Annotated in this window: 16 protein-coding genes; 10 read left to right on the forward strand and 6 right to left on the reverse strand. The window is 72.0% G+C overall.

The features are described 5' to 3' along the window. Positions 1 to 25: 25 nt before the first annotated feature. On the reverse strand, positions 26 to 1,345 hold the full coding sequence (locus AB0L56_RS29090; RefSeq protein ID WP_365428447.1) for an MFS transporter: 1,320 nt from the start codon (positions 1,343 to 1,345) through the stop codon (positions 26 to 28). 134 nt (positions 1,346 to 1,479) lie between these two features. On the opposite strand from AB0L56_RS29090, the gene AB0L56_RS29095 reads away from it, so the two are divergent. The 4 genes from AB0L56_RS29095 (at position 1,480) to AB0L56_RS29110 (ending at position 9,444) form a co-directional block, all read left to right on the forward strand. Then, positions 1,480 to 2,184, forward strand: a complete 705-nt coding sequence (locus tag AB0L56_RS29095) for a GntR family transcriptional regulator (protein ID WP_361033458.1) — start codon at positions 1,480 to 1,482, stop codon at positions 2,182 to 2,184. 105 nt (positions 2,185 to 2,289) lie between these two features. After that, positions 2,290 to 3,816, forward strand: a complete 1,527-nt coding sequence (locus AB0L56_RS29100) for a hypothetical protein (RefSeq protein ID WP_361033461.1) — start codon at positions 2,290 to 2,292, stop codon at positions 3,814 to 3,816. A gap of 61 nt (positions 3,817 to 3,877) precedes the next feature. Beyond that, a complete protein-coding gene (locus AB0L56_RS29105; protein WP_365428452.1) occupies positions 3,878 to 4,759 on the forward strand; it encodes a hypothetical protein in 882 nt (293 codons plus the stop codon). Positions 4,760 to 4,791: 32 nt separating this feature from the next. Further along, a complete protein-coding gene (locus tag AB0L56_RS29110) occupies positions 4,792 to 9,444 on the forward strand; it encodes a hypothetical protein (RefSeq protein WP_365428454.1) in 4,653 nt (1,550 codons plus the stop codon). Positions 9,445 to 9,466: 22 nt separating this feature from the next. Here the strand turns inward: AB0L56_RS29110 and AB0L56_RS29115 are convergent, their stop codons facing one another. The 3 genes from AB0L56_RS29115 to AB0L56_RS29125 form a co-directional block, all read right to left on the reverse strand. Next, complete coding sequence (locus AB0L56_RS29115; protein ID WP_365428457.1) at positions 9,467 to 9,793, reverse strand: IclR family transcriptional regulator C-terminal domain-containing protein; 327 nt, start codon at positions 9,791 to 9,793, stop codon at positions 9,467 to 9,469. Further along, entirely contained in the window at positions 9,675 to 10,031 is a 357-nt protein-coding gene (locus tag AB0L56_RS29120; protein WP_365428460.1) for a hypothetical protein, read from the reverse strand. Before AB0L56_RS29120 ends, AB0L56_RS29115 begins: the two co-directional genes overlap by 119 nt. 128 nt (positions 10,032 to 10,159) lie before the next feature. After that, positions 10,160 to 10,786: a hypothetical protein gene (locus tag AB0L56_RS29125; protein WP_365428463.1), complete on the reverse strand. Its 627-nt coding sequence runs from the start codon at positions 10,784 to 10,786 to the stop codon at positions 10,160 to 10,162. A 417-nt stretch (positions 10,787 to 11,203) separates the two neighbouring features. On the opposite strand from AB0L56_RS29125, the gene AB0L56_RS29130 reads away from it, so the two are divergent. Genes AB0L56_RS29130 through AB0L56_RS29150 form a run of 5 tightly spaced genes read left to right on the forward strand, consistent with a single transcriptional unit; the run spans position 11,204 to position 19,342 of the window. Beyond that, the gene (locus AB0L56_RS29130) at positions 11,204 to 14,197 is read left to right on the forward strand and encodes a nitrate- and nitrite sensing domain-containing protein (protein WP_365428466.1); all 2,994 of its coding nucleotides are present in this window, start codon (positions 11,204 to 11,206) and stop codon (positions 14,195 to 14,197) included. After that, positions 14,194 to 14,628 carry a roadblock/LC7 domain-containing protein gene (locus AB0L56_RS29135; protein ID WP_361033482.1) on the forward strand — a complete coding sequence of 145 codons (435 nt, stop codon included), beginning with the start codon at positions 14,194 to 14,196 and terminating at the stop codon, positions 14,626 to 14,628. Before AB0L56_RS29130 ends, AB0L56_RS29135 begins: the two co-directional genes overlap by 4 nt. Positions 14,629 to 14,637: 9 nt before the next feature. Continuing rightward, a complete protein-coding gene (locus AB0L56_RS29140; protein ID WP_365428470.1) occupies positions 14,638 to 15,033 on the forward strand; it encodes a DUF742 domain-containing protein in 396 nt (131 codons plus the stop codon). Between the two features lie 24 nt (positions 15,034 to 15,057). Then, positions 15,058 to 18,756 (forward strand): hydantoinase B/oxoprolinase family protein, encoded by a 3,699-nt coding sequence (locus AB0L56_RS29145; protein ID WP_365428473.1) that lies wholly within the window; start codon positions 15,058 to 15,060, stop codon positions 18,754 to 18,756. Then, positions 18,737 to 19,342 (forward strand): ATP/GTP-binding protein, encoded by a 606-nt coding sequence (locus AB0L56_RS29150; RefSeq protein WP_361033491.1) that lies wholly within the window; start codon positions 18,737 to 18,739, stop codon positions 19,340 to 19,342. Before AB0L56_RS29145 ends, AB0L56_RS29150 begins: the two co-directional genes overlap by 20 nt. 80 nt (positions 19,343 to 19,422) lie before the next feature. Here AB0L56_RS29150 and glpK read toward each other — a convergent pair whose 3' ends face one another. Both glpK and AB0L56_RS29160 read right to left on the reverse strand, forming a co-directional pair. Then, on the reverse strand, positions 19,423 to 20,934 hold the full coding sequence (gene glpK, locus AB0L56_RS29155; protein ID WP_365428477.1) for a glycerol kinase GlpK: 1,512 nt from the start codon (positions 20,932 to 20,934) through the stop codon (positions 19,423 to 19,425). A gap of 48 nt (positions 20,935 to 20,982) precedes the next feature. After that, positions 20,983 to 21,708, reverse strand: a complete 726-nt coding sequence (locus AB0L56_RS29160; RefSeq protein ID WP_361033497.1) for an MIP/aquaporin family protein — start codon at positions 21,706 to 21,708, stop codon at positions 20,983 to 20,985. A 332-nt stretch (positions 21,709 to 22,040) separates the two neighbouring features. Here AB0L56_RS29160 and AB0L56_RS29165 point away from each other — a divergent pair, with 332 nt between their 5' ends. Beyond that, positions 22,041 to 22,850 (forward strand): M15 family metallopeptidase, encoded by an 810-nt coding sequence (locus tag AB0L56_RS29165; RefSeq protein WP_365428480.1) that lies wholly within the window; start codon positions 22,041 to 22,043, stop codon positions 22,848 to 22,850. Positions 22,851 to 22,869 lie beyond the last annotated feature (19 nt).

Genomic DNA, 22,869 nt, shown 5'->3' on the forward strand with positions numbered 1-22,869 from the left:
GTCGGCGTGGCGTCGTCGCCGTGGTTCACTCCAGCTCCTTCCCACGCGTCTCCGGCAGCCCCAGCAGCGCCAGCGCCGCGAGGCCGTAGCCGATCGCTCCAAACACCAGCGCCCCGCCCACGCCCCAGCTGTCGGCCAGGAAGCCGACCGTCGTGGGGAAGACGGCGCCCACGGCACGCCCGGTGTTGTACGTGAAGCCCTGTCCCGTGCCGCGCACCGCTGCCGGGTACAGCTCGCTCAGGTAGGAGCCGAAGCCGCTGAAGATGGCCGACATGCAGAACCCGAGCGGGAAACCGAGCACCAGAACCAGGGTGTTGGCGCCGCTGGGGAGGTTCGTGTACGCCAGGATGCACACCGCCGAGAGCAGGGCGAACAGCCAGATGTTGCGCCGGCGGCCCAGCCGGTCGGTGAGATAGCCGCCGGTCAGATACCCGGTGAAGGCACCCGAGATCAGAAAGGCCAGATAGCCGCCGGTGCCCACGACCGACAGATCGCGCTCCGTCTTCAGATACGTCGGCACCCACGTGGCGAGCGTGTAGTAGCCGCCCTGGACCCCGGTGGACAGCAGCACAGCGAACAGCGTGGTGCGCAGCAGCCCGGCCGATCCGGGCCGGTCCGGCTGGAAGATCGCCGAGAACGAGCCCTTCCGGGTGCTCTTCTCCCGCGCGGCGGCCGCCTCGGGCGCGTCCCGCACACTGCGCCGTACCCACACGACAAGCAGCGCCGGCAGCGCGCCGGTCCAGAACATCACGCGCCAGGCCAGGTCGTCGTCCAGCAGTGAGAAGACCATCGTGTACACGATCACGGCCAGCGCCCAGCCCACGGCCCAGGAGCTCTGCACCGCGCCGAGGGTACGGCCGCGGTGCCGGGCGCTCGCGTACTCGGCGACCAGGATGGCGCCGACCGCCCACTCACCGCCGAAGCCGAGTCCCTGAAGCGCCCGGAACACCAGCAGCGTCTCGTAGTTGGGCGAGAAGCCGCACGCCACGGTGAACACCGCGTACGTGATCACGGTCAGCAGCAGCGCCTTCACCCGGCCGATGCGGTCCGCCAGCACACCCGCGAGGGCGCCGCCGACCGCCGAGACCACCAGGGTGACGGTCGTCAGCAGGCCCGTCTGGCCGCTGTCCAGGCCGAAGTACGCCGACAGCGCGACCATGGTCAGCGGCAGCGTGAAGTAGTCGTACGAGTCCAGGGCATAGCCGCCGAACGCGCCGCCGAAGGCGCGTCGGCCGCGCGGCCCCAGCGCGCGCAGCCAGCCCAATGCCCCGTCGTCTGCCGTGCCTTCGGGCGCCACGGGGGGTGGTTCGTCGGTCGGGGCCTTCGGTGGAGGGGTCGTGCTCATGGGCACCTCGCAGAGGGAGGACGGAGGGTGCGGGAAGAAGTGAGCCGTGCCGTGCGCAGCAAGGTAGAGGATCGTTGAACGATCCTTCAATACCCGTGTTGTCTCGTCCTTCGGTGTGCGATTCAATTCCGGGCATGACGGAGCAGCTGAGCGGACTGGCCGACGACCGTGCCCTGTTGGGCCGCACCAGCACCGCCGAGCGGGTCGCGGACATCCTCAGAAGCCGGATCGCCGAGGGGTACTTCCCGCCCGGAACCCGGCTGTCGGAGGACAGCATCGGCGGGGCCCTCGGCGTGTCCCGCAACACATTGCGGGAGGCGTTCCGCCTGCTCACGCACGAGCGGCTGCTCGTCCACGAACTCAACCGCGGTGTCTTCGTCCGGGTGCTGACCGTCGAGGATGTCGAGGACATCTACCGCACCCGGCGGCTCGTCGAGTGCGCCGTGGTACGCGGACTGGGCGACCCGCCCTATGCGCTCGGCACGCTCGCGGCCGTGGTCGAACAAGGGCGACGGGCCGCGCGCGAAGGTGACTGGAAAGCGGTGGGTACGGCCAATATCCACTTCCACCGGGAACTGATCGCGCTCGCCGGGAGCGAGCGCACGGACGAACTGATGCGCAGCGTCTTCGCCGAACTGCGGCTGGCCTTCCACGTCGTGGACGAGCCCAAGCGGCTGCACGAACCGTACATCGCGCGAAATGTCGCCATTCTTGGGGCCCTTCAGGTGGGCGAACGGGAGAAGGCCGAGGAGCTGCTCGCGGCGTACCTCGACGTGTCGCTGGAACGCGTGGTGGAGGTGTACCGGCGCCGGGTGGGGGAGGAGGGGCAGGGCGGCTGAGCCGTCGGCGGGCCGGCGCGTGCGACGGCGGTGTGACAACCGTGACGCCGGGGCCCATCTGCCTCGTTTGGGTCCTTGTCAGACCGAGGACCTAGTCTGTGCACCGTGACCTCGCCTTCATCGACGGACAGCATTCCGCCGCAGCTCAGCGCGGGGCCGCGGCCCGCGCCGGGTCCGGCCGCCGACGAGGGGCTGGCGCGGCGGCTGCGCGCGCTCGCCTGCACCGCGCCGCTGCACGACCTCGACGTGCGCAAGGCCAACCTGGCCGGTGAGTACTCGGTGTACGGCATGGCGGAGATCGCCCTCGCCGCCATCGACCTGGTCACGCTCAACATGGACTTCGACACCGGCGCCGACCACGACCAGATCGTCGCCCGGCTCATCCCGCGCATCGCCGCCCAGGCCCCGCGCCGTCCCGCCGCCGAACACGAGCGGGTGGCCCGCTGGGTCCTGGAGAACCTGATCAACGTCGGCAGCGTCGACCGCGGCTTCCGCGCGGTGTACGGCGTGTTCGGCGCGGACGGCACCTATGTGCGCCGCGACTACGACTTCAAGCTGGTCGAAGAGGTCCCCGGACCTGGCGGCACGGTGTATCTGCGGACCACGGACGAGGCGGTCAACGTCCTGGTCGGCGCCCTGGACACCGATGTCACCAGCGCGCAGATCGCCGCCGAGGTCAAGCTGGAGGTGCTGATCAGCAGGGGCCGGCTCGCCGACGCCCAGCTCGCAGCCGAACAGGCCCGCTACCGCACCGTCCAGTACTCCGAGACCCTGCGCCGGGCCCTGGAGGCCACCCGCCGCAATGTCCGCGCGGTGGACTGGCTGAGCGCCGTGCCCGACATGATCGCCGAGGCCCTCGACCACGTGGCGGACCGGTACCGCCACGAGAACGCGATCCTCACCAACATCCGCAGGGCCCGCGACGAGTCCGAGGACCCCGAGCACAAGCGCCGCGCGGCCGAGCTGGTGGACATCGTCAAGGACTGCATCCGGCGCCATACCCAGCTGCAGTCCCGGCTGTTGGAGGCCGGCCCGCTGTTCCGTGCCGAACAGGACCGGCAGGCGTTCGCCACCCCCATGTCCACCTCCGGCACCGACCTCTACGGCCACCTCCTGGCGCCCCTGCTCCCGCTGCCCGTCGAGCGGGCGTCCCGGGTCACCGACGCCTTCTTCACCCACGGCACCGGACTGCGCACCCCGGTGTCCGTCCGGGTCACCGACCTCGTCGGCATACTGCTGACGCCGCCCGTGGAGCGGGAACACCTCGGCGCCGAGATGCCGGAGCCCGATCTGATCGCCACACCCGACGACAGCCGTTTCAGCGAGGAGCAACTGGCCGCCGCCACCGAACTGCTGGACCTGCCGGCCGACGCCCCGCGCCGGCTGTCGGGGCTGCTCGCCGAAGCCCGCCGCCAGGACCCCGAACTGCCCTACCTGGTGGCCCTGCTGGCCATCCACGCCGCCAGCCCCCCGGTCGGCACCGCCTACCGCCAGGGCGAACGGAAGCTGCTGTTCGCCGTGGACGACGGCACCGACCTGGACGACCCCGAGTTCGGCGGCGCCGACCTCATCGTCGGCACCGCCCTGCTGGACGCGGCGGGCATGGCCGCGGACCGGACGGAGGCGGCATGACGGCGCCAGCAGCGACCCGTACCGACCTTTCCCACGTTTCCCCCAGCGAGGAGTCCCGACCGTGACCGAGCACGTCGAGTGGAGTGAGCCGGAGGCCCCCGCCGCACCGGCGAGCGCCGCCGTCACGCCCGCCGACGCCGCCGACGCGGCACGGCTCGTCGCCTTCGGCCTCCAGCCCAAGCTCCAGCCCGCGCGCGACCAGGAGTACGCCGACCTGCTGCGCCGCTACCGGGAGGACGCGCCGTTCGCCCGGCTCGCCGACGCCGTGGCCACGGGCCTGGGACTTATCGTGCTGGAGGTGTCGCCGCGCGCCGGCATGGCCGTCACCGCCGCCGAGGACTCCGTCTTCGCCGTCCGCATGGGCGACTACGCGCGCCGCACCTCCGCCGACGGTGGCGACCGGTTCCTGCACGGACTCGCCCACCTCGCCGTCGCCGCCCTGGCCTTCCCCCGTCCCGAGGACCTCGCCGACGACGGCTACATCGGCCGCGTCACGGTCAACGGCGTGGACGCCTTCGTACGCCAGGCCTGCCACCGCCTGGAGGAGCGGGCCGCCGAACAGGGAGAGAACACCGACCCGGCCAGCGACGCCCCCGGTCTGGAGGCCGCCTGGCGGATCTGGGCCCGGCGCAGCGCGACCGGCGCCACCAAGGACGCGCGCCGGCTCGCGGGCTCCACCACCGGTATCGTCGCCAAGGCCGTCACCTTCCTCACCGACTCAGGCTTCCTGCAGCGCACCGGCGACGACAACGGCGGCACCTACCGCACCACGGCCCGCTACCAGCTCCAGGTCCGCGACCTGGCGGGCAGCGCGGCCCTCGCCGAACTGCTGGAACTGGGCGTCGTCCCGGTCACCGACGGCACGCCCACCCTGCTGCCGCCCCAGGACGCCGACGACCTGGAGCTGGTCGCCGACGCCGGCCTGCCGTTCCACTCCGCCTGAACTCCCCTCACGAAGCCTCACGAGAGTCCGCCATGTACGAGCTGTCCCGGGTCCGCCTCTACTCCATCGGGCCGGCCGGCGCGCGTTACGCCGACACGGTGCTCGACCTGCGCGGTGTCGGCGCCGCCGTGCCGGACCCCGCGCCGACGCAGGCGGAGTTCTTCGAGGAGGAGCCCGTCGGCCCGCCCCGCCGCCCCGCCCCCGCCGGGGTGCTCTTCCTGGAGAACGGCGGCGGCAAGTCCGTCCTGCTGAAGCTGATCTTCTCGGTGATGCTCCCGGGCCACCGCAACACGCTCGGCGGAGCCAGCTCCGGCGTGCTGCGCAAGTTCCTGCTCGCCGACGACTGCGGTCATGTGGCGCTCGAGTGGCAGCATGTGCAGACCGGCGAGTGCGTCGTCGTCGGCAAGGTCAGCGAGTGGCGGGGCCGTCAGGTCTCCAACGACCCGAGGAAGTTCGCCGAGGCCTGGTACTCCCTGCGCCCCGGCCCCGGGCTCAGCCTGGACGGCCTCCCCGTCGCCGAGTCCACGGCCGTGCGCGCGCCCGTCGAGGGCCAGTCGGGCGCCCGCGGACGGCGGCGCACCATGAAGGGCTTCCGGGATGCCCTCACCGAGGCGGGCAAGAACTACCCGCACCTTGAGGTGCACTGGGAGGAGATCCACGAGCGCTGGACCGAACACCTCGGTGACCTGGGCCTCGACCCGGAACTCTTCCGGTATCAGCGGGAGATGAACGCCGACGAGGGCGAGGCCGCCGGCCTCTTCGCGGTCAAGAAGGACTCCGACTTCACCGACCTGCTGCTGCGCGCCGTCACCGACACCCGCGACACCGACGGACTCGCCGACCTCGTCAGCGGCTTCGGCAACAAGCTGGGCCGGCGCGCCGAACTGATCGCCGAGCGGGAGTTCACCGCCGGGTCGGTCGATCTGCTCGGCCGGATCGTGGAGGCCGCTGAGGCCCGCACCCGCGCGCGGGAGATCCACACCGCCGCCGAACGCCGCACCCGCACCCTGGCCCGCAGGCTCTCCGCACGCGGCGCCCGGGAACGCGTCCGCGCCGCCGACCTCGCCGGGCGGGTCACCGCCGCCGCGCACGCCGTCACCCAGGCCGAGTCGGCGCGCGAGCACAGCGCACTCGTCTCCGCCGAACTCGCGTACCGCCACGCCTCCCTGGCGCTCGCCGCCGCCGAGAAGTCCGCCGCCGCCCAGAAGCGCGAACTCGCCGACGCGCGCACGCTGTACGCGGGCTGGCAGGCCGCCGAAGCGGTGCTGCGCCACCGCGCCGCCGCCGACCGCGTGGCCCGCGTCGCCGCCGCCATCCAGGAGGCCGAGCGGGACGCGGCCCCGGCGCTGGCCGCGCGCGCCAAGGCCGCCGTCGACCTGGTACGCGCCCTGCACATGGCCGCCCGCAACGCCGAGAACCTCGCCAACGAGGAGGAGGAGCGGTCGGCTGCCCTCCAGGACGTCGGCGACGGCGCCCACCGTGACTCCACGGCCGCCGCCACCGAGGCACAGCGGGCCCGCAGCGAGATCGGCCACCTGCGGCAGCGGCTCGCCGAGGTCGAGCAGGAGACCGCGGAGGCCGTACGCGCCGGCTGGCTCGACGACAGCGCCCCCGACGCCGATCCCGCCCGGGCCGCCCTCGCGGCCAGCGACGCCGAGAAGGCGGCCGTCGCCGCCTGGGACTCCGCACGTGAGGCCTCCCGCCGTGCCACCGAGCAGGCGCGCGAGACCGCCGCCGCCGAAAGCCGCGCGGAACTCACCGCCGCTCGCGCGGCCGACGCGGCCACGGCGGCCGAACGCGCCCACGAAGCCGAACGCCGTACCGCCGAGGCCCTCGCCGCCGAGCCGCGGGCGGCGGAACTGCTGAGCCTCCCCAAAGCGCCGGCCGGGCGAGGGGCCGCCGTCCCGGGCCAACGGACGGGCGCGCATCGCGTCCCGGACGCCTCCGACGCCGTGGTCGCCCCCGGCGAGGGCGTCCTCACCGCCGAGGAACTCGACCGTTTCGCCGACGAACTGCGCGCACTGCTCGACGACGCCGTCTCCTCCGCCGAGCGCCAGTTGTTCGACCTGCGGACCGCCGCCGCGGACGACTCCCGGATCCTCGGCGCCCTCGGCGACGGCGGACTGCTGCCGCCGGGCCCGGACGTGCTGGCGACGGTCGAGTTCCTCGGCGAGCACGGCATCCCCGCCCTCCCCGGCTGGCGCTACCTCGCCCAGGCCGTCGACCCGGCCGACCACGCCCGCGTGCTCGCCGCCCGCCCCGAGCTGGTCGACGGCGTCATCATCACCGACCCCGACTCCCACGTCCGCGCCCGCGAGGCGCTCAGCGACGCGGCGCTGCTGCCTCGGTCCGCCGTCGCCGTCGGCACCGCCGCCGCCCTGCTCGCCCCCACCCCGGCGCCGGACAGCGGCACCGGTGACGTCTTCCTCGTACCGCCGAACCCGGCCATGCACGACGAGCACGCGGCCGACGAGGAACGGCAGGCGCTGCGCGCCCGGGCGACCGAGCGGGACGAGACGATCCGCGCCCTCGCCGCCCGGCTCGGCAAGGACCGCGAACTGGCCGCCCGGCTCGTCTCCTGGCGCACCGCCTGCCCCGCCGGACGCCTCGCGGAACTGGCCGCGACGGCGCACCACGCGCGGGTCTTCGCCGAAGAGGCCGAGGCCGAACTCGCCGAGGCGCGCACCGCACGCGCCGAGGCCGACGAGGCCGCCGCCGAGGCCGCCCGGGTCCGTGACGAGCGGCAGGAGGCCGCACAGAAGGCCCGGCGCGCGGCCGACGCGCTGGCCGGGCTCGCCTTCCGGTTGCGCGAACGGGCCGGCTGGCAGGTCAAACTGCGGGAACTGGCCGACGACGCGGCCGAGGCGGAAGCACGCGCCCAGACCTGTCTGGAGCGGGCACGCGCCGCCGACGAGGACCGCCGCGCCGCCCAGCGCGCCGCCGACGACGCCCGGCGCACCGCCCGTGCGCTGCGCGCCGAGCGCTCCGAGATCGCCGGCGCCCCCGACGACGTGCCCGAGGACGGCGGCGGCGCCCCGCAGGCGTCCCTGCCCGCCCTGCGCGAGGCGTACCGGGCCGCGTCCCAGGTGTACGAGAAGGTCGGCGTCGGCGCCGATCTGCGCGCCGAACAGGCCCGCGCGGAGAGCGACGAGAGCGCCGCCCGCGCGGAGCTGGACCGGCTCAGCAACAAGGTCCGCACCCGCGCCGAACAACTGCTCGAGTCGCCCGACGGTTCCGACGGGCCCAGCCGGCAGTCCGCCGCCGCCCGCGCCGAGGAGCTGGTGCAGCTCCTGGAGACCAGGATGTCCGGCGCGAGCGAGCAGCTCGGACGGCTGCGCGGCGAGGCCGAACGGCTCGCGCCCGAGGACGGCGAGGCGCACACCGAACTTCCCGAGGAACTGGTCCCGGGCGACGCCGAGCACGCACAGGCGCTGCTGCGCACCGCCACCAGCGAACTTGCCTCCCGCAACGAGGCGTTGAGCCAGGCCCGGGAGGCCCACGCCGAACTGCTCGACGCCCACCGCAGCGCCGAGGACGCGGCGGGCGGCTTCGACGAGATCGCCGCCATGCTCCGCGACCTGCTGCGCGAGAACGCCACCGAGGAGGAGCAGGAGGAGACCGAGCCCTACCCGGGCACTCCGGAGGAGGCCCGGCAGTCCGCCGCCGAGGCCCGCCGCTCGCTGCGCGGCTGCGCCGCCGATCTGTCCGCCGCCGAGTCCGCCGTGCGCGAGGCGAGCGACGTCCTCGTCCGGCACGCCAACTCCACGCGCTATGAGCAGGTCCGCACACCGGCACGCCAGCAGATCCGCGAACTGCCCGCCTCCGCGCTGCCCGAGCACGCCCAGAAGTGGGCGGACGCCTTCGCCCCCCGGCTCCGGGTCCTCACCGACGAGCTGGAACAGCTCGAACGCAACCGCGACTCCATCGTCGACCGCCTGCGGGGCCTGGTCGAGTCCGCCCTCGCCACCCTACGATCGGCCCAGCGGCTGTCCCGGCTGCCGGAAGGCCTCGGCGAGTGGTCCGGCCAGGAGTTCCTGCGCATCCGCTTCGAAGAACCCGACCAGGCCACCCTGACCGAGCGTCTCGGGGAGGTCATCGACGAGGCGACCCGGGCGGCCGTCAGAAAGAACTCCGATCTGCGGCGCGACGGCATGTCGCTGCTGTTGCGCGGGGTGGCCGCCGCCCTCCAGCCCAAGGGCGTCGCCGTCGAGATCCTCAAGCCCGACGCGGTCCTGCGTGCCGAGCGGGTGCCCGTGGGCCAGATGGGAGACGTGTTCTCCGGCGGCCAGCTGCTCACCGCCGCCATCGCCCTGTACTGCACGATGGCCGCCCTGCGCTCCAACGACCGGGGCCGGGACAAGCACCGGCACGCCGGCACGCTGTTCCTGGACAACCCCATCGGCCGCGCCAACGCCACCTACCTACTGGAACTCCAGCGAGCCGTCGCCGACGCGCTCGGCGTCCAGCTGCTGTACACCACCGGCCTGTTCGACACCACGGCACTCGCCGAGTTCCCGCTGGTCATCCGGCTGCGCAACGACGCCGACCTGCGAGCGGGCCTGAAGTACATCAGCGTGGAGGAGCATCTGAGGCCAGGGCTTCCCCAGCAGGACCCGGCCGAGGAGGCGCACAGCGAGATCACCGCGACGCGGATGTTCAAGCGGCCTGCTGCAGCGAGCGGCTGATCAGGCGTCAGCCGGGGGTGGCTCAGAAGCCGCAACCCATGCGCCGGGACAGGTCGGCCGCAGCCTTCGCCGTCCGGCTGCCCAGCCGGGGCAGCCGGTCCGCGGTCAGCCGGTGCACCGGACCCGAGACGCTGATCGCCGCGACGACCGTGCCGTCGTGCGAGCGGACGGGCGCCGCAACGGCCGCCGGCCCCGGTTCCAGCTCCTCCAGCGTCGTCGCGTAGCCCTGCTCACCTGCTCCAGCCACCGCGCAGTACCGACGGCTCGGTGACCGTGTGCTCCGTGAACCGCTGGAGCGGGCGGGAGAAGCGGTCCTCGCGCACCGCGGGGACATATGCGCCGGATACACCTTGCCGCTGGAGGTCACGTACAACGGGGTGCGTCTGCCGAGCCAGTTCTGCGCCGTGACCGACGCCGTGCCGCCGCGCCTGCATGATGTTGACGGCCGTGTCCTCGTCCGGCACGGCCGTGTTCACCGTCTCGCCCAGCTCGTCCGCGAGCTCCCGGCAGACCGGGACGCCCGCCTGGGCCACCAGTCCGCTGTTCTCCAGCACACCGAGCAGCCGGTAGGCCGTGGACTTGTGCACCCCCAGCTCGTCGGCGATCTCCGGTTCTGCGCGCGGGTCACGGTTCGGCTCTTACCCTCTGTCGGAGCGGTTGCGCAGCCCACTCACCGGTGCGCCATAAGAAACCTCGGGGTGCGAGAGCCGGCGTGTCAGGGGTGGGAGAGCTGCCCGGCTCCACCGGGCCTGCCTATTCGCGTCTGCGACCGCTGGGCGGAGCGCTCCTGACGACGGGCACGCCGCCGCTCGCGACGCAGGGCGCGCGCGGTGCTGCTGGGCATGGACACCACACCATGGCGCTGAACCCAGACCTGCCGGGTCACCCAGACGTCCAGCGCCGCCCAGGTGGCAAGGATCGTACTCACGACACTGCTGATGACCATCGGGAAGGCCAGCCAGGACCCCGCCAGCGTGCACAGGAAGGCCACCATGGCCTGAATCAGTGTCACCGCGACCACGAGCACGGCACGCACGGCTGCCGTACGCACCGGATCCGGCAGTCGGCGCCGTCGCGCCGGCTCCTCGACCCACAGCGGCCGGTAGCGCACCTGTTCGCGGGCATCGCCGGACCCCTCGGTGTCTCGCGGAACCTGCCGCTCCGCCGTGCCGGGCCGGACCTCGGGCGCCGGGCGGTCCCCGGTTGCCGGAGAGCCCCGCCCGTCGGCTGCCCCGCGCTCGGCCGCGGGTATACCGCGACCGGGTGACCCGGAGTCCGGCCGCGCCGTCATCCGCGCCGCCGCGCCGTCCACGGGCGCCTCGCGCCGCTCCGCCGTGCCCATCAACGTGTCACTCCCCACCGCCAGCAGACCGCTTGCTTGTCCGAAGACCCGACTCTTCAGTGGCTGCCCGGCTTGCGCTGTTTTACGCCGCCCAGGTGCGGGACACGGCTCCTGTGGCCGATTCCGCCCCCATTTCCCACAGAGAAGGACGAACGGCACGTCGTGAAGATTCCCGATCGGGAAAGAAATCGGCCAACCGCCCCCGCCCGCCCGGGAGATCGGCCCAGGGGGCACACCCCGGATTCCGGGAGGCAATCTCCCGCAATGGCCGGACAACTCACCATCTCCCGCCACCGGCACGGAACTACAGATTCCGGACGGGTCTTCGAGTTGACCCCGGCACGGTAGTAGGCTCGCGCCGTTTGTTGACGCACATGTGTACCCCCGGGTCTCTCGGGGGCCGAGCTGGGGGAGGCCATGCGCTTTCGCGGGAAGTCCATCCGCCGGAAGATCGTGGCGCTGCTTCTCGTGCCGCTGCTGTCCCTGACGACGATCTGGGCCTTCACCACGGTGATCACGGGCCGCGAGGCAAGCCACCTCTTCGACGTGTCATCCGTGATGGAGGAGGTCGGCTACCCCGTCGAGGACACCGTGCGCGTCCTCCAGCAGGAGCGCAGACAGACCCTGGTCTATCTCGCCGACCCCCGCGCCTCCGACGGACTTGCCGCACTCCGGCGCAGCCGGGCCGCCACCGACAAGGCCGTCGAGGGCATCCGCACCAGCGCGGCCGACCCCGAGGTGCGCGAGGCCATGCACGGCGGCTCCGACGAGCTGAGCGCGGTGCTGGAATCCTTCAACGGCATCGAGTCCCTCAGGCGCAGCGTCGAGGACGGCACCGTCGACCGCTCCCAGGCCCTCGACCTCTACAACCGGCTGGTCGACCCGTGCTACGTGCTGCTGGCCAATCTGCACGTGGTCGAGGACGTCGAGCTCGACAAGCAGTACCGCGCCCTCGTCAGTCTCGCCCGCGCCCGCGAACTGCTCTCCCGCGAGGACGCCCTGCTCGGCTCCGCCCTGATCGTCGGCAAGCTGTCCCCTTCCGAAGTGCGGGACATCTCCGACCTCATGGCCCAGCGCACGCTGATGTACGACGCCGGACTGCCGCAGCTGCCCGCGGCCGAACGCGACCGCTACGAGACCTTCTGGAAGAACGCCGCGTCCGCCCCGCTGCGCGTGGGCGAAGAGGCCGCCGTCTCCTCCGGCACCGGGCCGCCCCGGGGGATCACCGCGAAGAGCTGGGACACCGCCGCCGGCAATGTGCTCGCCGAACTCGGCACGCTCAACGACCAGGCCACCGACCGCTATCAGGACCGCGTACGCCCCGTCGCCATGGGCGTCATCGCCCAGGCCGTCATCGCCGGTGTCCTCGGACTGATCGCCCTTCTGGTCTCCCTCTTCCTCTCCGTACGCGTCGGCCGGGGACTCATCCGCGACCTCCGGCAGCTGCGCCTGGAGGCCCACGAGGCGTCCGGCGTGCGGCTGCCCAGCGTGATGCGCCGCCTCTCGGCCGGTGAACAGGTCGACATCGAGACCGAGGTCCCGCGCCTGGAGTACGACAAGAACGAGATGGGCGAGGTCGGCCAGGCCCTCAACACTCTGCAGCGCGCCGCCGTGGAAGCCGCCGTCAAGCAGGCGGAACTGCGCGCCGGCGTCTCCGAGGTGTTCGTCAACCTCGCCCGCCGCAGCCAGGTCCTGCTGCACAAGCAGCTCACCCTGCTGGACACCATGGAGCGCAGGACCGAGGACACCGAGGAACTCGCCGACCTGTTCCGCCTCGACCACCTCACCACCCGCATGCGCCGGCACGCCGAGGGCCTGGTGATCCTCTCCGGCGCCGCGCCCTCCCGGCAGTGGCGCAAACCCGTCCAGCTCATGGACGTGGTACGCGCCGCCGTCGCCGAGGTCGAGGACTACGAGCGCATCGAGGTCCGCCGGCTGCCGAGGGTCGCCGTCACCGGACCGGCCGTCGCCGACCTCACCCATCTCGTGGCCGAACTGCTGGAGAACGCCACGGTGTTCTCCCCGCCGCACACCGCCGTCCAGGTCCTGGGCGACCGGGTGGGCAACGGCTTCACCCTGGAGATCCACGACCGCGGTCTCGGCATGGCGGCCGACGCGCTCCTGGACGCCAACCTCCGTCTCGCCGAGACGCCGGAGTTCGAGCTGTCCGACACCGACCGGCTCGGGCTGTTCGTGGTCAGCCGTCTCGCACAGCGCCAGAACGTCCGGGTCTCCCTGCAGCCCTCCCCGTACGGAGGCACCACGGCCATCGTCTTCATCCCCGACGCCCTGCTGACGGACGACATCCCGGACACCAACGGCGTCGGGTTCCGTCTCGACCGGCCTCGGCGCACCAAGGACCGGGAGCCGGAGGAGAGCCGTCGCGCGGCGCTCTCCCAGGTGCCCGTGCAGCTGCCCCGGCTGCCCGCCTCGCTCCTGGACGGGCCGGTGGAACTGGAGTCCCCCGTCGACCTGGACGCCCTCGAGGGTTTCCCCGGCGTCCTGGGCGAGGAGGACGGCGAGCACGGCGGCCTCTTCCGCCCCCGCCGTTCCGTCAGCGGAACCACCGACGAGCGAACGGGCCCCTGCCATGAGTCCGGGCCACCGGGGCCCGGCACCCCGGAGGCACCCGAAGGGGACGACCGTACGGACTCCCCGGTTCCGCTCACCCGCAGGGCGGCCCCCAAACTGGTCAGCTCCCACGGCCGTCCGGTCCGCGACCGGCGTGCCCGCGGGGAGCGTACGGAGGAGGAGACGACCGGCCCCTCCGCCCGCACCGAGCTCGAGGCAGCGCCTGCGCTGCCCGCCCGCCGCCGCGGTGAGGACCCCACAGCACGCCGGGGGACCGGCCGCCCGGGCTCGGAGGCCCTTGCCCCGCTGCCCGCCCGCCGGCGCGCCGACCGGCTCTCCTCCGACCAGGAGCGCGAAGAACCGGACGCGGAGACACCGCCGCCGCTGCCCGCCCGCCGGCGCTCCGCCGAGGCCTCCCGCCCCGGCATCGGCGACGCGGGGCGCGGCGGCACTTCGGCAGCCACCGGCCCCGCGCGCGAGGCCCGGCCGGAGCCGCCGGCCGGCCTTCCCCAGCGCACCCGCCGCCCCGCGACCGGGGACGGCGGACCCGATGACGCGCCGCCGGCCCCCGGCGCACCGGACGCCGGCTCGGCACCGCCCGGCGGCGGCTCGCTACCCCGGCGGGTACGGCAGGCCAGCTTGGCCCCCCAGCTCAAGCGGAGTGCCGAAACTCGGAACGCCGACCGGGCCCGGCCCGTTGAACGGGACGCGGACGAAGTACGCAGCCGCATGGCCTCGCTCCAGCGCGGCTGGCAGCGCGGCCGCGAGGAGAACGCCGCGGGCGACGAGGCCGACAGCGGCACAGAAGCACGACGAACGACAAAGGGGGACGGTCGATGACCGCACCAAGGGCCACCGGCCACACTGAGACCGACAAGGGGGAGCTGAACTGGCTCCTCGACGACTTGGTGGACCGGGTCGCCAGCATCCGCAAGGCGATCGTGCTCTCCGGCGACGGCCTGGCCACCGGAGCGTCGAAGGACCTGACCCGGGAGGACAGCGAGCATCTGGCCGCCGTCGCCTCCGGCTTCCACAGCCTCGCCAAGGGCGTGGGCCGCCACTTCGAGGCGGGTGACGTCCGCCAGACGGTCGTCGAACTCGACGAGGCGTTCCTGTTCGTCACAGCCGCCGGTGACGGCAGCTGCCTCGCCGTCCTCGCGGACGCCGACTCCGACGTCGGACAGGTCGCCTACGAGATGACGCTCCTCGTGAAGCGGGTCGGCGTACATCTCGGCGCCGCCCCGCGCACCGATCTGCCCGCGGGCGGGTAGTGGGATGTCATGAGCGCTGACGGTCAGGACAGGAGCCACTGGTTCGACGACGAGGCCGGACCGGTCGTCCGTCCGTACGCGATGACGCGGGGCCGCACCACCAGTGCGGCCCAGCACCGCCTCGACCTGATCGCGGTGGTCGTCACGGAGCCGCACGCGGACGATCCGGAGGACGATCCGACCCTCTCCCCGGAGCACGTGGACATCGTGGGACTGTGCCGCGACAGCTCGCAGACCGTCGCCGAACTCTCCGCCGAACTCGACCTGCCGATCGGAGTGGTCCGGGTCCTCGTCGGCGACCTCGTGGACGCCGAATTCGTTCATGTGAACCGGCCGGTACCCCCGGCAGAACTGCCGGACGAGAGTATTCTGCGCGACGTGATCAACGGCCTCCGGGCGCTGTGACCGGCGCGGAAGCGGGGTACTGACGTGACAGGCTGGCAGTTCTGGGTCGACCGAGGCGGCACCTTCACCGACATCGTCGCGCGGCGCCCCGACGGCCGGCTGCTCACCCACAAGGTGCTGTCCGACCGCCCGGCCCCGGACCCGTCCCCGCCCGGCACCCGCAGAGCGACGGCTGGCACCGACGCGGCCGTCGTGGGCGTCCGCGCGCTGCTGGCCGGGTCCGGCGACCCCGTCGACGCCGTACGCATGGGAACCACGGTCGCCACCAACGCCCTTCTCGAACGCAAGGGCGAACGAACACTGCTCGTCGTCACCCGCGGCTACCGCGATGCCCTGCGCATCGCCTACCAGAACCGCCCCCGCATCTTCGCCCGCCGCATCGACCTGCCCGAACTGCTGTACGAACAGGTCGTCGAGGTGGACGAACGCATCGCCGCCGACGGCACCGTCCTGCGCGAACCGGACCTGGACGCCCTCACCGGACCGCTGCGCCGGGCCTACGACGACGGGATCCGGGCCGTCGCCGTGGTCTGCATGCACAGCCACCTCCACCCCGCCCACGAACAGCGCATCGGGGAACTCGCCGCCCGCATCGGCTTCCCGCAGATCTCGCTGTCCAGCGAGGTCAGCCCCCTGATGAAGCTCGTCCCGCGCGGGGACACCGCCGTCGTCGACGCCTACCTCTCGCCCGTGCTGCGCCGCTACGTCCGCCACGTCGCCGACGAACTCCAGGGCGTACGGCTGATGTTCATGCAGTCCAACGGTGGCCTCGCCGAGGCCGGCCAGTTCCGCGGCAAGGACGCCATCCTCTCCGGGCCGGCCGGCGGCATCGTCGGCATGGCGCGCATGTCCCAGCTCGCCGGCTACGACCGCGTCATCGGCTTCGACATGGGCGGTACCTCCACCGACGTCTCGCACTTCGCGGGCGAGTACGAACGCGTCTTCACCACACAGATCGCCGGAGTCCGGCTCCGCGCGCCCATGCTGGACATCCACACCGTCGCCGCCGGCGGCGGCTCCGTCCTCCACTTCGACGGCTCCCGCTACCGCGTGGGCCCGGACTCCGCCGGCGCCGACCCGGGCCCCGTCTGCTACCGGCGCGGCGGCCCGCTGGCCGTCACCGATGCCAACGTCATGCTCGGCCGTATCCAGCCGGCCCACTTCCCCGCGGTCTTCGGCCCGGACGGCGACCAGCCGCTCGAGGACGCGCTCGTCCGCGACCGCTTCACCGCCCTCGCCCGCGAGATCCGCGAACGGACCGGCGACGACCGCACCCCCGAACAGGTCGCGGAGGGCTATCTGCAGATCGCCGTCGCCAACATCGCCGGCGCGGTGAAGCGGATCTCCGTCCAGAAAGGCCACGACATCACCCGGTACGCCCTCACCACCTTCGGCGGGGCGGGCGGACAGCACGCGTGCATGGTCGCCGACTCCCTCGGCATCCGCACCGTCCTCGTCCCGCCCATGGCGGGAGTCCTGTCGGCACTCGGCATCGGCCTCGCCGACACCACCGCCATGCGGGAGCAGTCCGTGGAGGCGCCCCTGGAGCCCGCCGCGATGCCCGGCGTCCACAAGACCGCCGACGACCTGGAGAACGCGGCCCGCGCCGAACTCCTCGCCGAGGACGTCCCCGCGGAGCGGATCGAGGTCACCCGCCGCGCCCAGCTCCGCTACGACGGCACCGACACCACCCTCACCGTCGAGCTGACCGAGCCGGACGTCATGCGGCGCACCTTCGAGGAACGTCATCGCGCCACGTACTCCTTCACGCTCGACCGCCCGATCGTCGTCGAAGCCCTCTCCGTCGAAGCCACCGGCATCACGCAACCCCCCGATCTCTCCGCCCTCGCTCCCTACGAAGGCACCCCGGAACACGGCACCCCGGAACGCCACACCGCGGCCCCGCGGACCGTCCGCCTCCACACCGGCGGCACCTGGCGCGACGTACCCCTCCACCGCCGCGAGGACCTTCCCCCCGGCGAGACCGTCACCGGTCCGGCGATCATCACCGAATCCGGTGCGACGACCGTCGTCGACGACGGCTGGCGGGCGGCCGCGACCGACCACGGGCATCTGGTCATGGAACGCGCCGCGGTCACGCAGAGTTCCGACATCGACACGGCAGCCGATCCCGTTCTGCTCGAGATCTTCAACAACCTCTTCATGTCCATCGCCGAACAGATGGGTGCCCGACTCGAGTCCACCGCTCAGTCCGTCAACATCAAGGAGCGTCTGGACTTCTCCTGCGCCCTCTTCGACCCCGACGGAAACCTGGTGGCCAACGCACCGCACATCCCCGTCCACCTGGGCTCGATGGGCACCAGCGTCAAGGAGGTCATCAGACGACGCGCCTCCGGCATGCGCCCCGGGGACACCTATGCCGTCAACGACCCATACCACGGCGGCACCCATCTGCCCGACGTCACCGTGATCACCCCGGTCTTCGGCACCCGGCCCTCGGACGACACACAGAGTGACCGGAAGATCCTCTTCTACGTCGCCTCACGCGGCCACCACGCGGAGATCGGCGGCATCGCCCCGGGCTCCATGCCTGCCGACAGCCGCACCATCGACGAGGAAGGCGTCCTCTTCGACAACTGGCTGCTGACCGAGAACGGCCGCTTCCGGGAGGAGGAGACCCTCCGCCTCCTCACCGAGGCTCCCCACCCCTCCCGCAACCCGACCACCAACCTCGCCGACCTGCGCGCCCAGATCGCCGCCAACCACAAGGGCGTCGAGGAGGTCGGCCGCATGATCGAGAACTTCGGACTCGACGTCGTCCAGGCCTATATGAAGCACGTCCAGGACAACGCCGAGGAAGCGGTTCGCCGCGTCATCGACGCCCTCGACGACGGCGACTACGCCTACGAGACCGACTCGGGCGCCGTCATCCGGGTAAGCGTCCGGGTGGACCGTGGGAACCGGTCCGCGACCATCGACTTCACCGGGACGTCGGCGCAGCTGGCCACCAACTTCAACGCCCCCTTCTCGGTCGTCAACGCGGCCGTCCTGTACGTCTTCCGCACCCTGGTCGCCGACGACATCCCGCTGAACGACGGCTGCCTGCGCCCGCTGCACATCGTCGTCCCGCGCGGTTCCATGCTCGCGCCCGAGCCGCCGGCCGCCGTCGTCGCGGGCAACGTGGAGACCTCCCAGGCCATCACGGGCGCGCTCTACGCCGCCCTGGGCGTCCAGGCGGAGGGCTCCGGCACCATGAACAACGTCACCTTCGGCAACGCGCGCCACCAGTACTACGAGACCGTCGCATCCGGTTCCGGCGCCGGGGACGGCTTCCCGGGCGCGTCCGTCGTACAGACCCACATGACCAACTCCCGGCTCACCGACCCCGAGATCCTGGAGTGGCGACTGCCCGTCAGGCTCGAGGAGTTCGCGGTGCGCCGCGGCAGCGGCGGCGCCGGCCGGTGGCGCGGCGGGGACGGGGCCGTGCGCAGGATCCGTTTCCTGGAGCCGATGACCGTCTCCACGCTGTCCCAGCACCGCAGGGTGCCCCCGTACGGCATGGCGGGAGGCGCACCCGGAGCACTGGGCGCCAACCGGGTCGAGCGCGCGGACGGCACGGTCACCCCGCTCGCCGGCAGCGACTCGGCGGACGTCGGCCCCGACGACGTACTCGTCATCGAAACCCCCGGCGGCGGGGGATACGGCCCGCCGCCCGAAACCCATCAAGCAGGAGAAGAGATCGATGATCTTCGGGCGTTCTGAGCGCGGCAAGCCCCCGGTCGAGCCCGTCACGCTCAAGATCCTGGTGGCCGGCGGCTTCGGCGTGGGCAAGACCACGCTCGTCGGCGCGGTCAGCGAGATCAGGCCGCTGCGCACCGAGGAGCTCCTCACCGAGGCCGGCCGCCCCGTCGACGACACCAGCGGTGTGGAAGCCAAGAACACCACCACCGTGGCCATGGACTTCGGCCGCATCACGCTCCGCGAGGACCTGGTGCTGTACCTCTTCGGGACACCCGGACAGGAGCGGTTCTGGTTCATGTGGGACGAGCTGTCCGAGGGCGCCCTCGGAGCCGTGGTCCTCGCCGACACCCGGCGGCTGGAGGACTGCTTCGCGGCCGTCGACTACTTCGAGCGACGCTCCATACCGTTCCTCGTCGGCGTCAACTGCTTCGAGGGCGCGCCCCGTTACCCGGCCGAGGACGTCCGCCGGGCCCTCGACCTCGACGATCACGTACCGCTCGTGATGTGCGACGCGCGGCAGCGCGAGTCGGTCAAGGAGGTGCTGGTCGGCGTCGTCCAGCACGCCATGGCGCAGGCCTCGCAGAGACGGGCGGCCGTCACCACCTGACGCGGCCGCGGAGGTGCGGCCCGTGCTCCCGCCGACCGGAGCACGGGCCGCCGCGCGAAGGAGGGGACGACCGCACGTGGTCAGTCGTCGCCCTCCTCCATCCAGCCGAAGCTCTTCTCCACCGCCTTGCGCCAGTTGTGGTACTCGCGGTCGCGCACCGACGCCTCCATGGCGGGCGTCCACTCGGCGTCCTTCTGCCAGTGCGACTTCAGCTCGTCCAGGCCGTTCCACACGCCCGTGGCGAGCCCCGCCGCGTAGGCGGCGCCGAGACAGGTCGTCTCCGACACGCGGGGCCGGATCACGGGCACCCCGAGCACGTCCGCCTGGTGCTGCATGAGCAGGTTGTTCTTCGTCATACCGCCGTCGACCTTCAAGGTGGTGATCGGCACCCCCGAATCCTGGTACATGGCGTCCACGACCTCGCGCGTCTGCCAGCTCGTCGCCTCCAGCACGGCACGCGCGAGGTGCGCCTTCGTCACGTACCGGGTGAGGCCCGTGACCACACCGCGCGCGTCGGAACGCCAGTACGGGGCGAAGAGGCCGGAGAACGCGGGCACGATGTAGGCCCCGCCGTTGTCCTCCACGCTCCTGGCGAGCGGTTCGATCTCGTCGGCGGTACGGATGATGCCGAGCTGGTCACGGAACCACTGCACCAGCGCGCCCGTGATGGCGATCGACCCCTCCAGGCAGTAGACGGGCGCCTCGTCACCGATCTTGTAGCCCATCGTCGTGAGGAGCCCGCTCTTCGACGGCACCGGCCGGTTCCCGGTGTTGAGGAGCAGGAAGCTGCCCGTGCCGTACGTGTTCTTCGCCGTGCCCACGTCGTAGCAGGCCTGTCCGAAGACGGCCGCCTGCTGGTCGCCGAGCGCCGAGGCGACGGGAACGCCGGAGAGCTGGCCGACGGCGGTGCCGTAGACCTCGGAGGAGGACCTGATCTCCGGGAGCATCGCCTCGGGTACGTTCATCGCGGACAGGATGGACGCGTCCCACTGGAGCGTCTCCAGGTTCATCAGCATGGTCCGGCCGGCGTTGGTCACATCGGTGACGTGCCGGCCGCCGTCCGTGCCGCCCGTGAGGTTCCAGATCAGCCAGGAGTCGATGGTGCCGAACGCGATCTCGCCGTTCTCCGCACGCGCCCTGAGGCCGGGCACGTTGTCCAGCAGCCAGGCCGCCTTCGGCCCGGAGAAGTAACTCGCCAGCGGCAGCCCGGTCTGCCCGCGGAAACGGTCCTGCCCGTCCGATCCGCCCAACTGGTTGCAGAGCGCGGCGGTCCGGGTGTCCTGCCAGACGACCGCGTTGTGCACGGGCTTGCCCGTGGCCCGGTCCCACAGGACCGTCGTCTCCCGCTGGTTGGTGATGCCGAGCGCGCTCAACTGGTCCGCACGCAGGCCTGCCTTGGCTATCGCCCCGGCGACCACGGCCTGCACCTTGGACCAGATCTCGGTGGCGTCGTGCTCCACCCAGCCCGGCTTCGGGAAGATCTGGCGGTGCTCGCGCTGGTCGACGGCGACGATCCCGCCGTGCTGGTCGAAGACGATGCAGCGACTGGAGGTGGTGCCTTGATCGATCGCGGCGACGAACTTGTCCGTCATGACGTCCCCTTCGTCGGTTCGTGCGGAGGTTCGTGCAGAAGGCTGCGTTCAGAAGGCTGCGTTGAAGACCAGCCCGGACAGCGCCGCACCGATGAGCGGTCCCACCACGGGAACCCACGCGTACCCCCAGTCGGAGGTGCCCTTGTTGGGGATCGGGAGCAGCGCGTGGACGATGCGCGGTCCGAGGTCACGGGCCGGGTTGATGGCATATCCGGTCGGACCGCCGAGCGAGAGACCGATGCCGACCACCAGGAACGAGACGATGAGGATCGCGGTGCCCGACTCGCCGAGCCCCTTCGTCAGACCGAACGCGAGGATCGGCAGCACCAGCCCCATGGTCGCGATGATCTCCGTCATGAGGTTCGCGACAGGATTGCGGATCGTCGGCGACGTGGAGAAGATCCCGAGCGTCGGCTGGGCGATGTCCTCCTCCGAGTTGGCCTGGAACTGCGCGTAGTAGACCAGCCAGCACAGGACGGCGCCGAGCATGGCACCGACCATCTGCCCGGCGACGTAGATGTGGACCTTGTCCCATTCCCCTGTGTCGATGGCGATCCCGAGGGTGACCGCCGGGTTGAGATGCCCACCGGACAGCGGGGCGGCGGTGTACGCCCCGGCCATCACGCCGAAACCCCAGCCCAGCGCGATGACGACCCAGCCGGCGTCCTTGGCCTTCGAGTAGTTCAGTACGACGGCCGCGACCACCCCTGCGCCGAACAGGATGAGGATCGCGGTGCCGATGACTTCCCCGACGAATATGTCTCCGTTGCTCATGGCGGCTCCTAGGCCCTGGCCCAGGACGATCCGCCCCGGACCTCACGTGCAGGGTGCGTTTCCCTTGCTACGTCAGCCGAAGGCAGGGAGAACCCGCGCCCCGCCCGGCGTCCGTGACGAGCGTGCCGTCGCAGTCGAATCGCCCGTGGGGAGTGGGCCTTGTCGCAGGAGGACCCCTGGACGGGCATGCCGGAAAGCACCGAGATGTACGGCGATGTCGACTGACACCGGAAGTGTTCACCGGCGCTCAAGGGGCGTCAAGGTCGCCGACCGCAACGGTTTTCGGCCACCTGCTTCCCGCACCAGCCCGACTCCTGATAGATGCAGGGAACATGACACGACTCTCCACCGCGGTACGCGGTCTGGCCACCACCATCGCTGCCCTGCTCACCGCGACCGCCGCTGCCGCTCCCGCCCGGGCGGAGCCCGAACCCAAGGCACCTCGGGACTTCGTGGCGCTGAACAGCGTGGACCCGACGATCATTCAGGAGATCCGCTACGTCACACCGCACAACTTCGTCGGCGAGCCCATCGACGGCTACCGCCAGCCCCTGTGCATCCTCACCAGGCCCGCCGCTAAGGCCCTCCACACGGCCCAGACGAAGCTCCTGCGCCGGGGCTACTCCCTCAAGGTGTACGACTGTTACCGGCCGCAACGCGCGGTGGACCACTTCGTCCGCTGGGCCAAGGACCTCGACGACCAGCGGATGAAGACCGAGTTCTACCCGAACGTCGACAAGACCAGGCTGTTCGCCGACGGTTACATCGCGGAGAAGTCCGGCCACAGCCGCGGCTCGACGGTGGACCTCACCATCGTGAAGCTCCCCGCGCGGCCCACCCGGCCCTACCACCTCGGGCAACCCCTCAGCCCCTGCTTCGCACCCCAGGACCAGCGGTTCCCCGACAATTCCCTGGACATGGGCACCGGTTACGACTGCTTCGACACCCTCAGCCACACCCTCGACCCGCGCATCCAGGGCGAACAGCGCGCCAACCGGTTGCTGCTCAAGAACACCCTGGAGGAGCTCGGATTCGTGAACCTGGCCGAGGAATGGTGGCATTACACCTTCAAGCCGGAGACCCACCCGGACACCTACTTCGACTTCCCGGTGTCCCGCAGGTCACTCCACGGCCACCGCTGACCGACCCCCCGGAGACTCC

Source organism: Streptomyces sp. NPDC052079, assembly GCF_040680275.1.
Lineage (GTDB): Bacteria > Actinomycetota > Actinomycetes > Streptomycetales > Streptomycetaceae > Streptomyces.

Bases quoted from the DNA above. Each gene is read 5' to 3' on its own strand.
- AB0L56_RS29090 (WP_365428447.1), bottom strand. From the start codon at position 1,345: ATGAGCACGACCCCTCCACCGAAGGCCCCGACCGACGAACCACCCCCC.
- AB0L56_RS29095 (WP_361033458.1), top strand. From the start codon at position 1,480: ATGACGGAGCAGCTGAGCGGACTGGCCGACGACCGTGCCCTGTTGGGC.
- AB0L56_RS29110 (WP_365428454.1), top strand. From the start codon at position 4,792: ATGTACGAGCTGTCCCGGGTCCGCCTCTACTCCATCGGGCCGGCCGGC.
- AB0L56_RS29125 (WP_365428463.1), bottom strand. From the start codon at position 10,786: ATGGGCACGGCGGAGCGGCGCGAGGCGCCCGTGGACGGCGCGGCGGCG.
- AB0L56_RS29130 (WP_365428466.1), top strand. From the start codon at position 11,204: ATGCGCTTTCGCGGGAAGTCCATCCGCCGGAAGATCGTGGCGCTGCTT.
- AB0L56_RS29135 (WP_361033482.1), top strand. From the start codon at position 14,194: ATGACCGCACCAAGGGCCACCGGCCACACTGAGACCGACAAGGGGGAG.
- AB0L56_RS29140 (WP_365428470.1), top strand. From the start codon at position 14,638: ATGAGCGCTGACGGTCAGGACAGGAGCCACTGGTTCGACGACGAGGCC.
- AB0L56_RS29150 (WP_361033491.1), top strand. From the start codon at position 18,737: ATGATCTTCGGGCGTTCTGAGCGCGGCAAGCCCCCGGTCGAGCCCGTC.
- glpK (WP_365428477.1), bottom strand. From the start codon at position 20,934: ATGACGGACAAGTTCGTCGCCGCGATCGATCAAGGCACCACCTCCAGT.
- AB0L56_RS29160 (WP_361033497.1), bottom strand. From the start codon at position 21,708: ATGAGCAACGGAGACATATTCGTCGGGGAAGTCATCGGCACCGCGATC.
- AB0L56_RS29165 (WP_365428480.1), top strand. From the start codon at position 22,041: ATGACACGACTCTCCACCGCGGTACGCGGTCTGGCCACCACCATCGCT.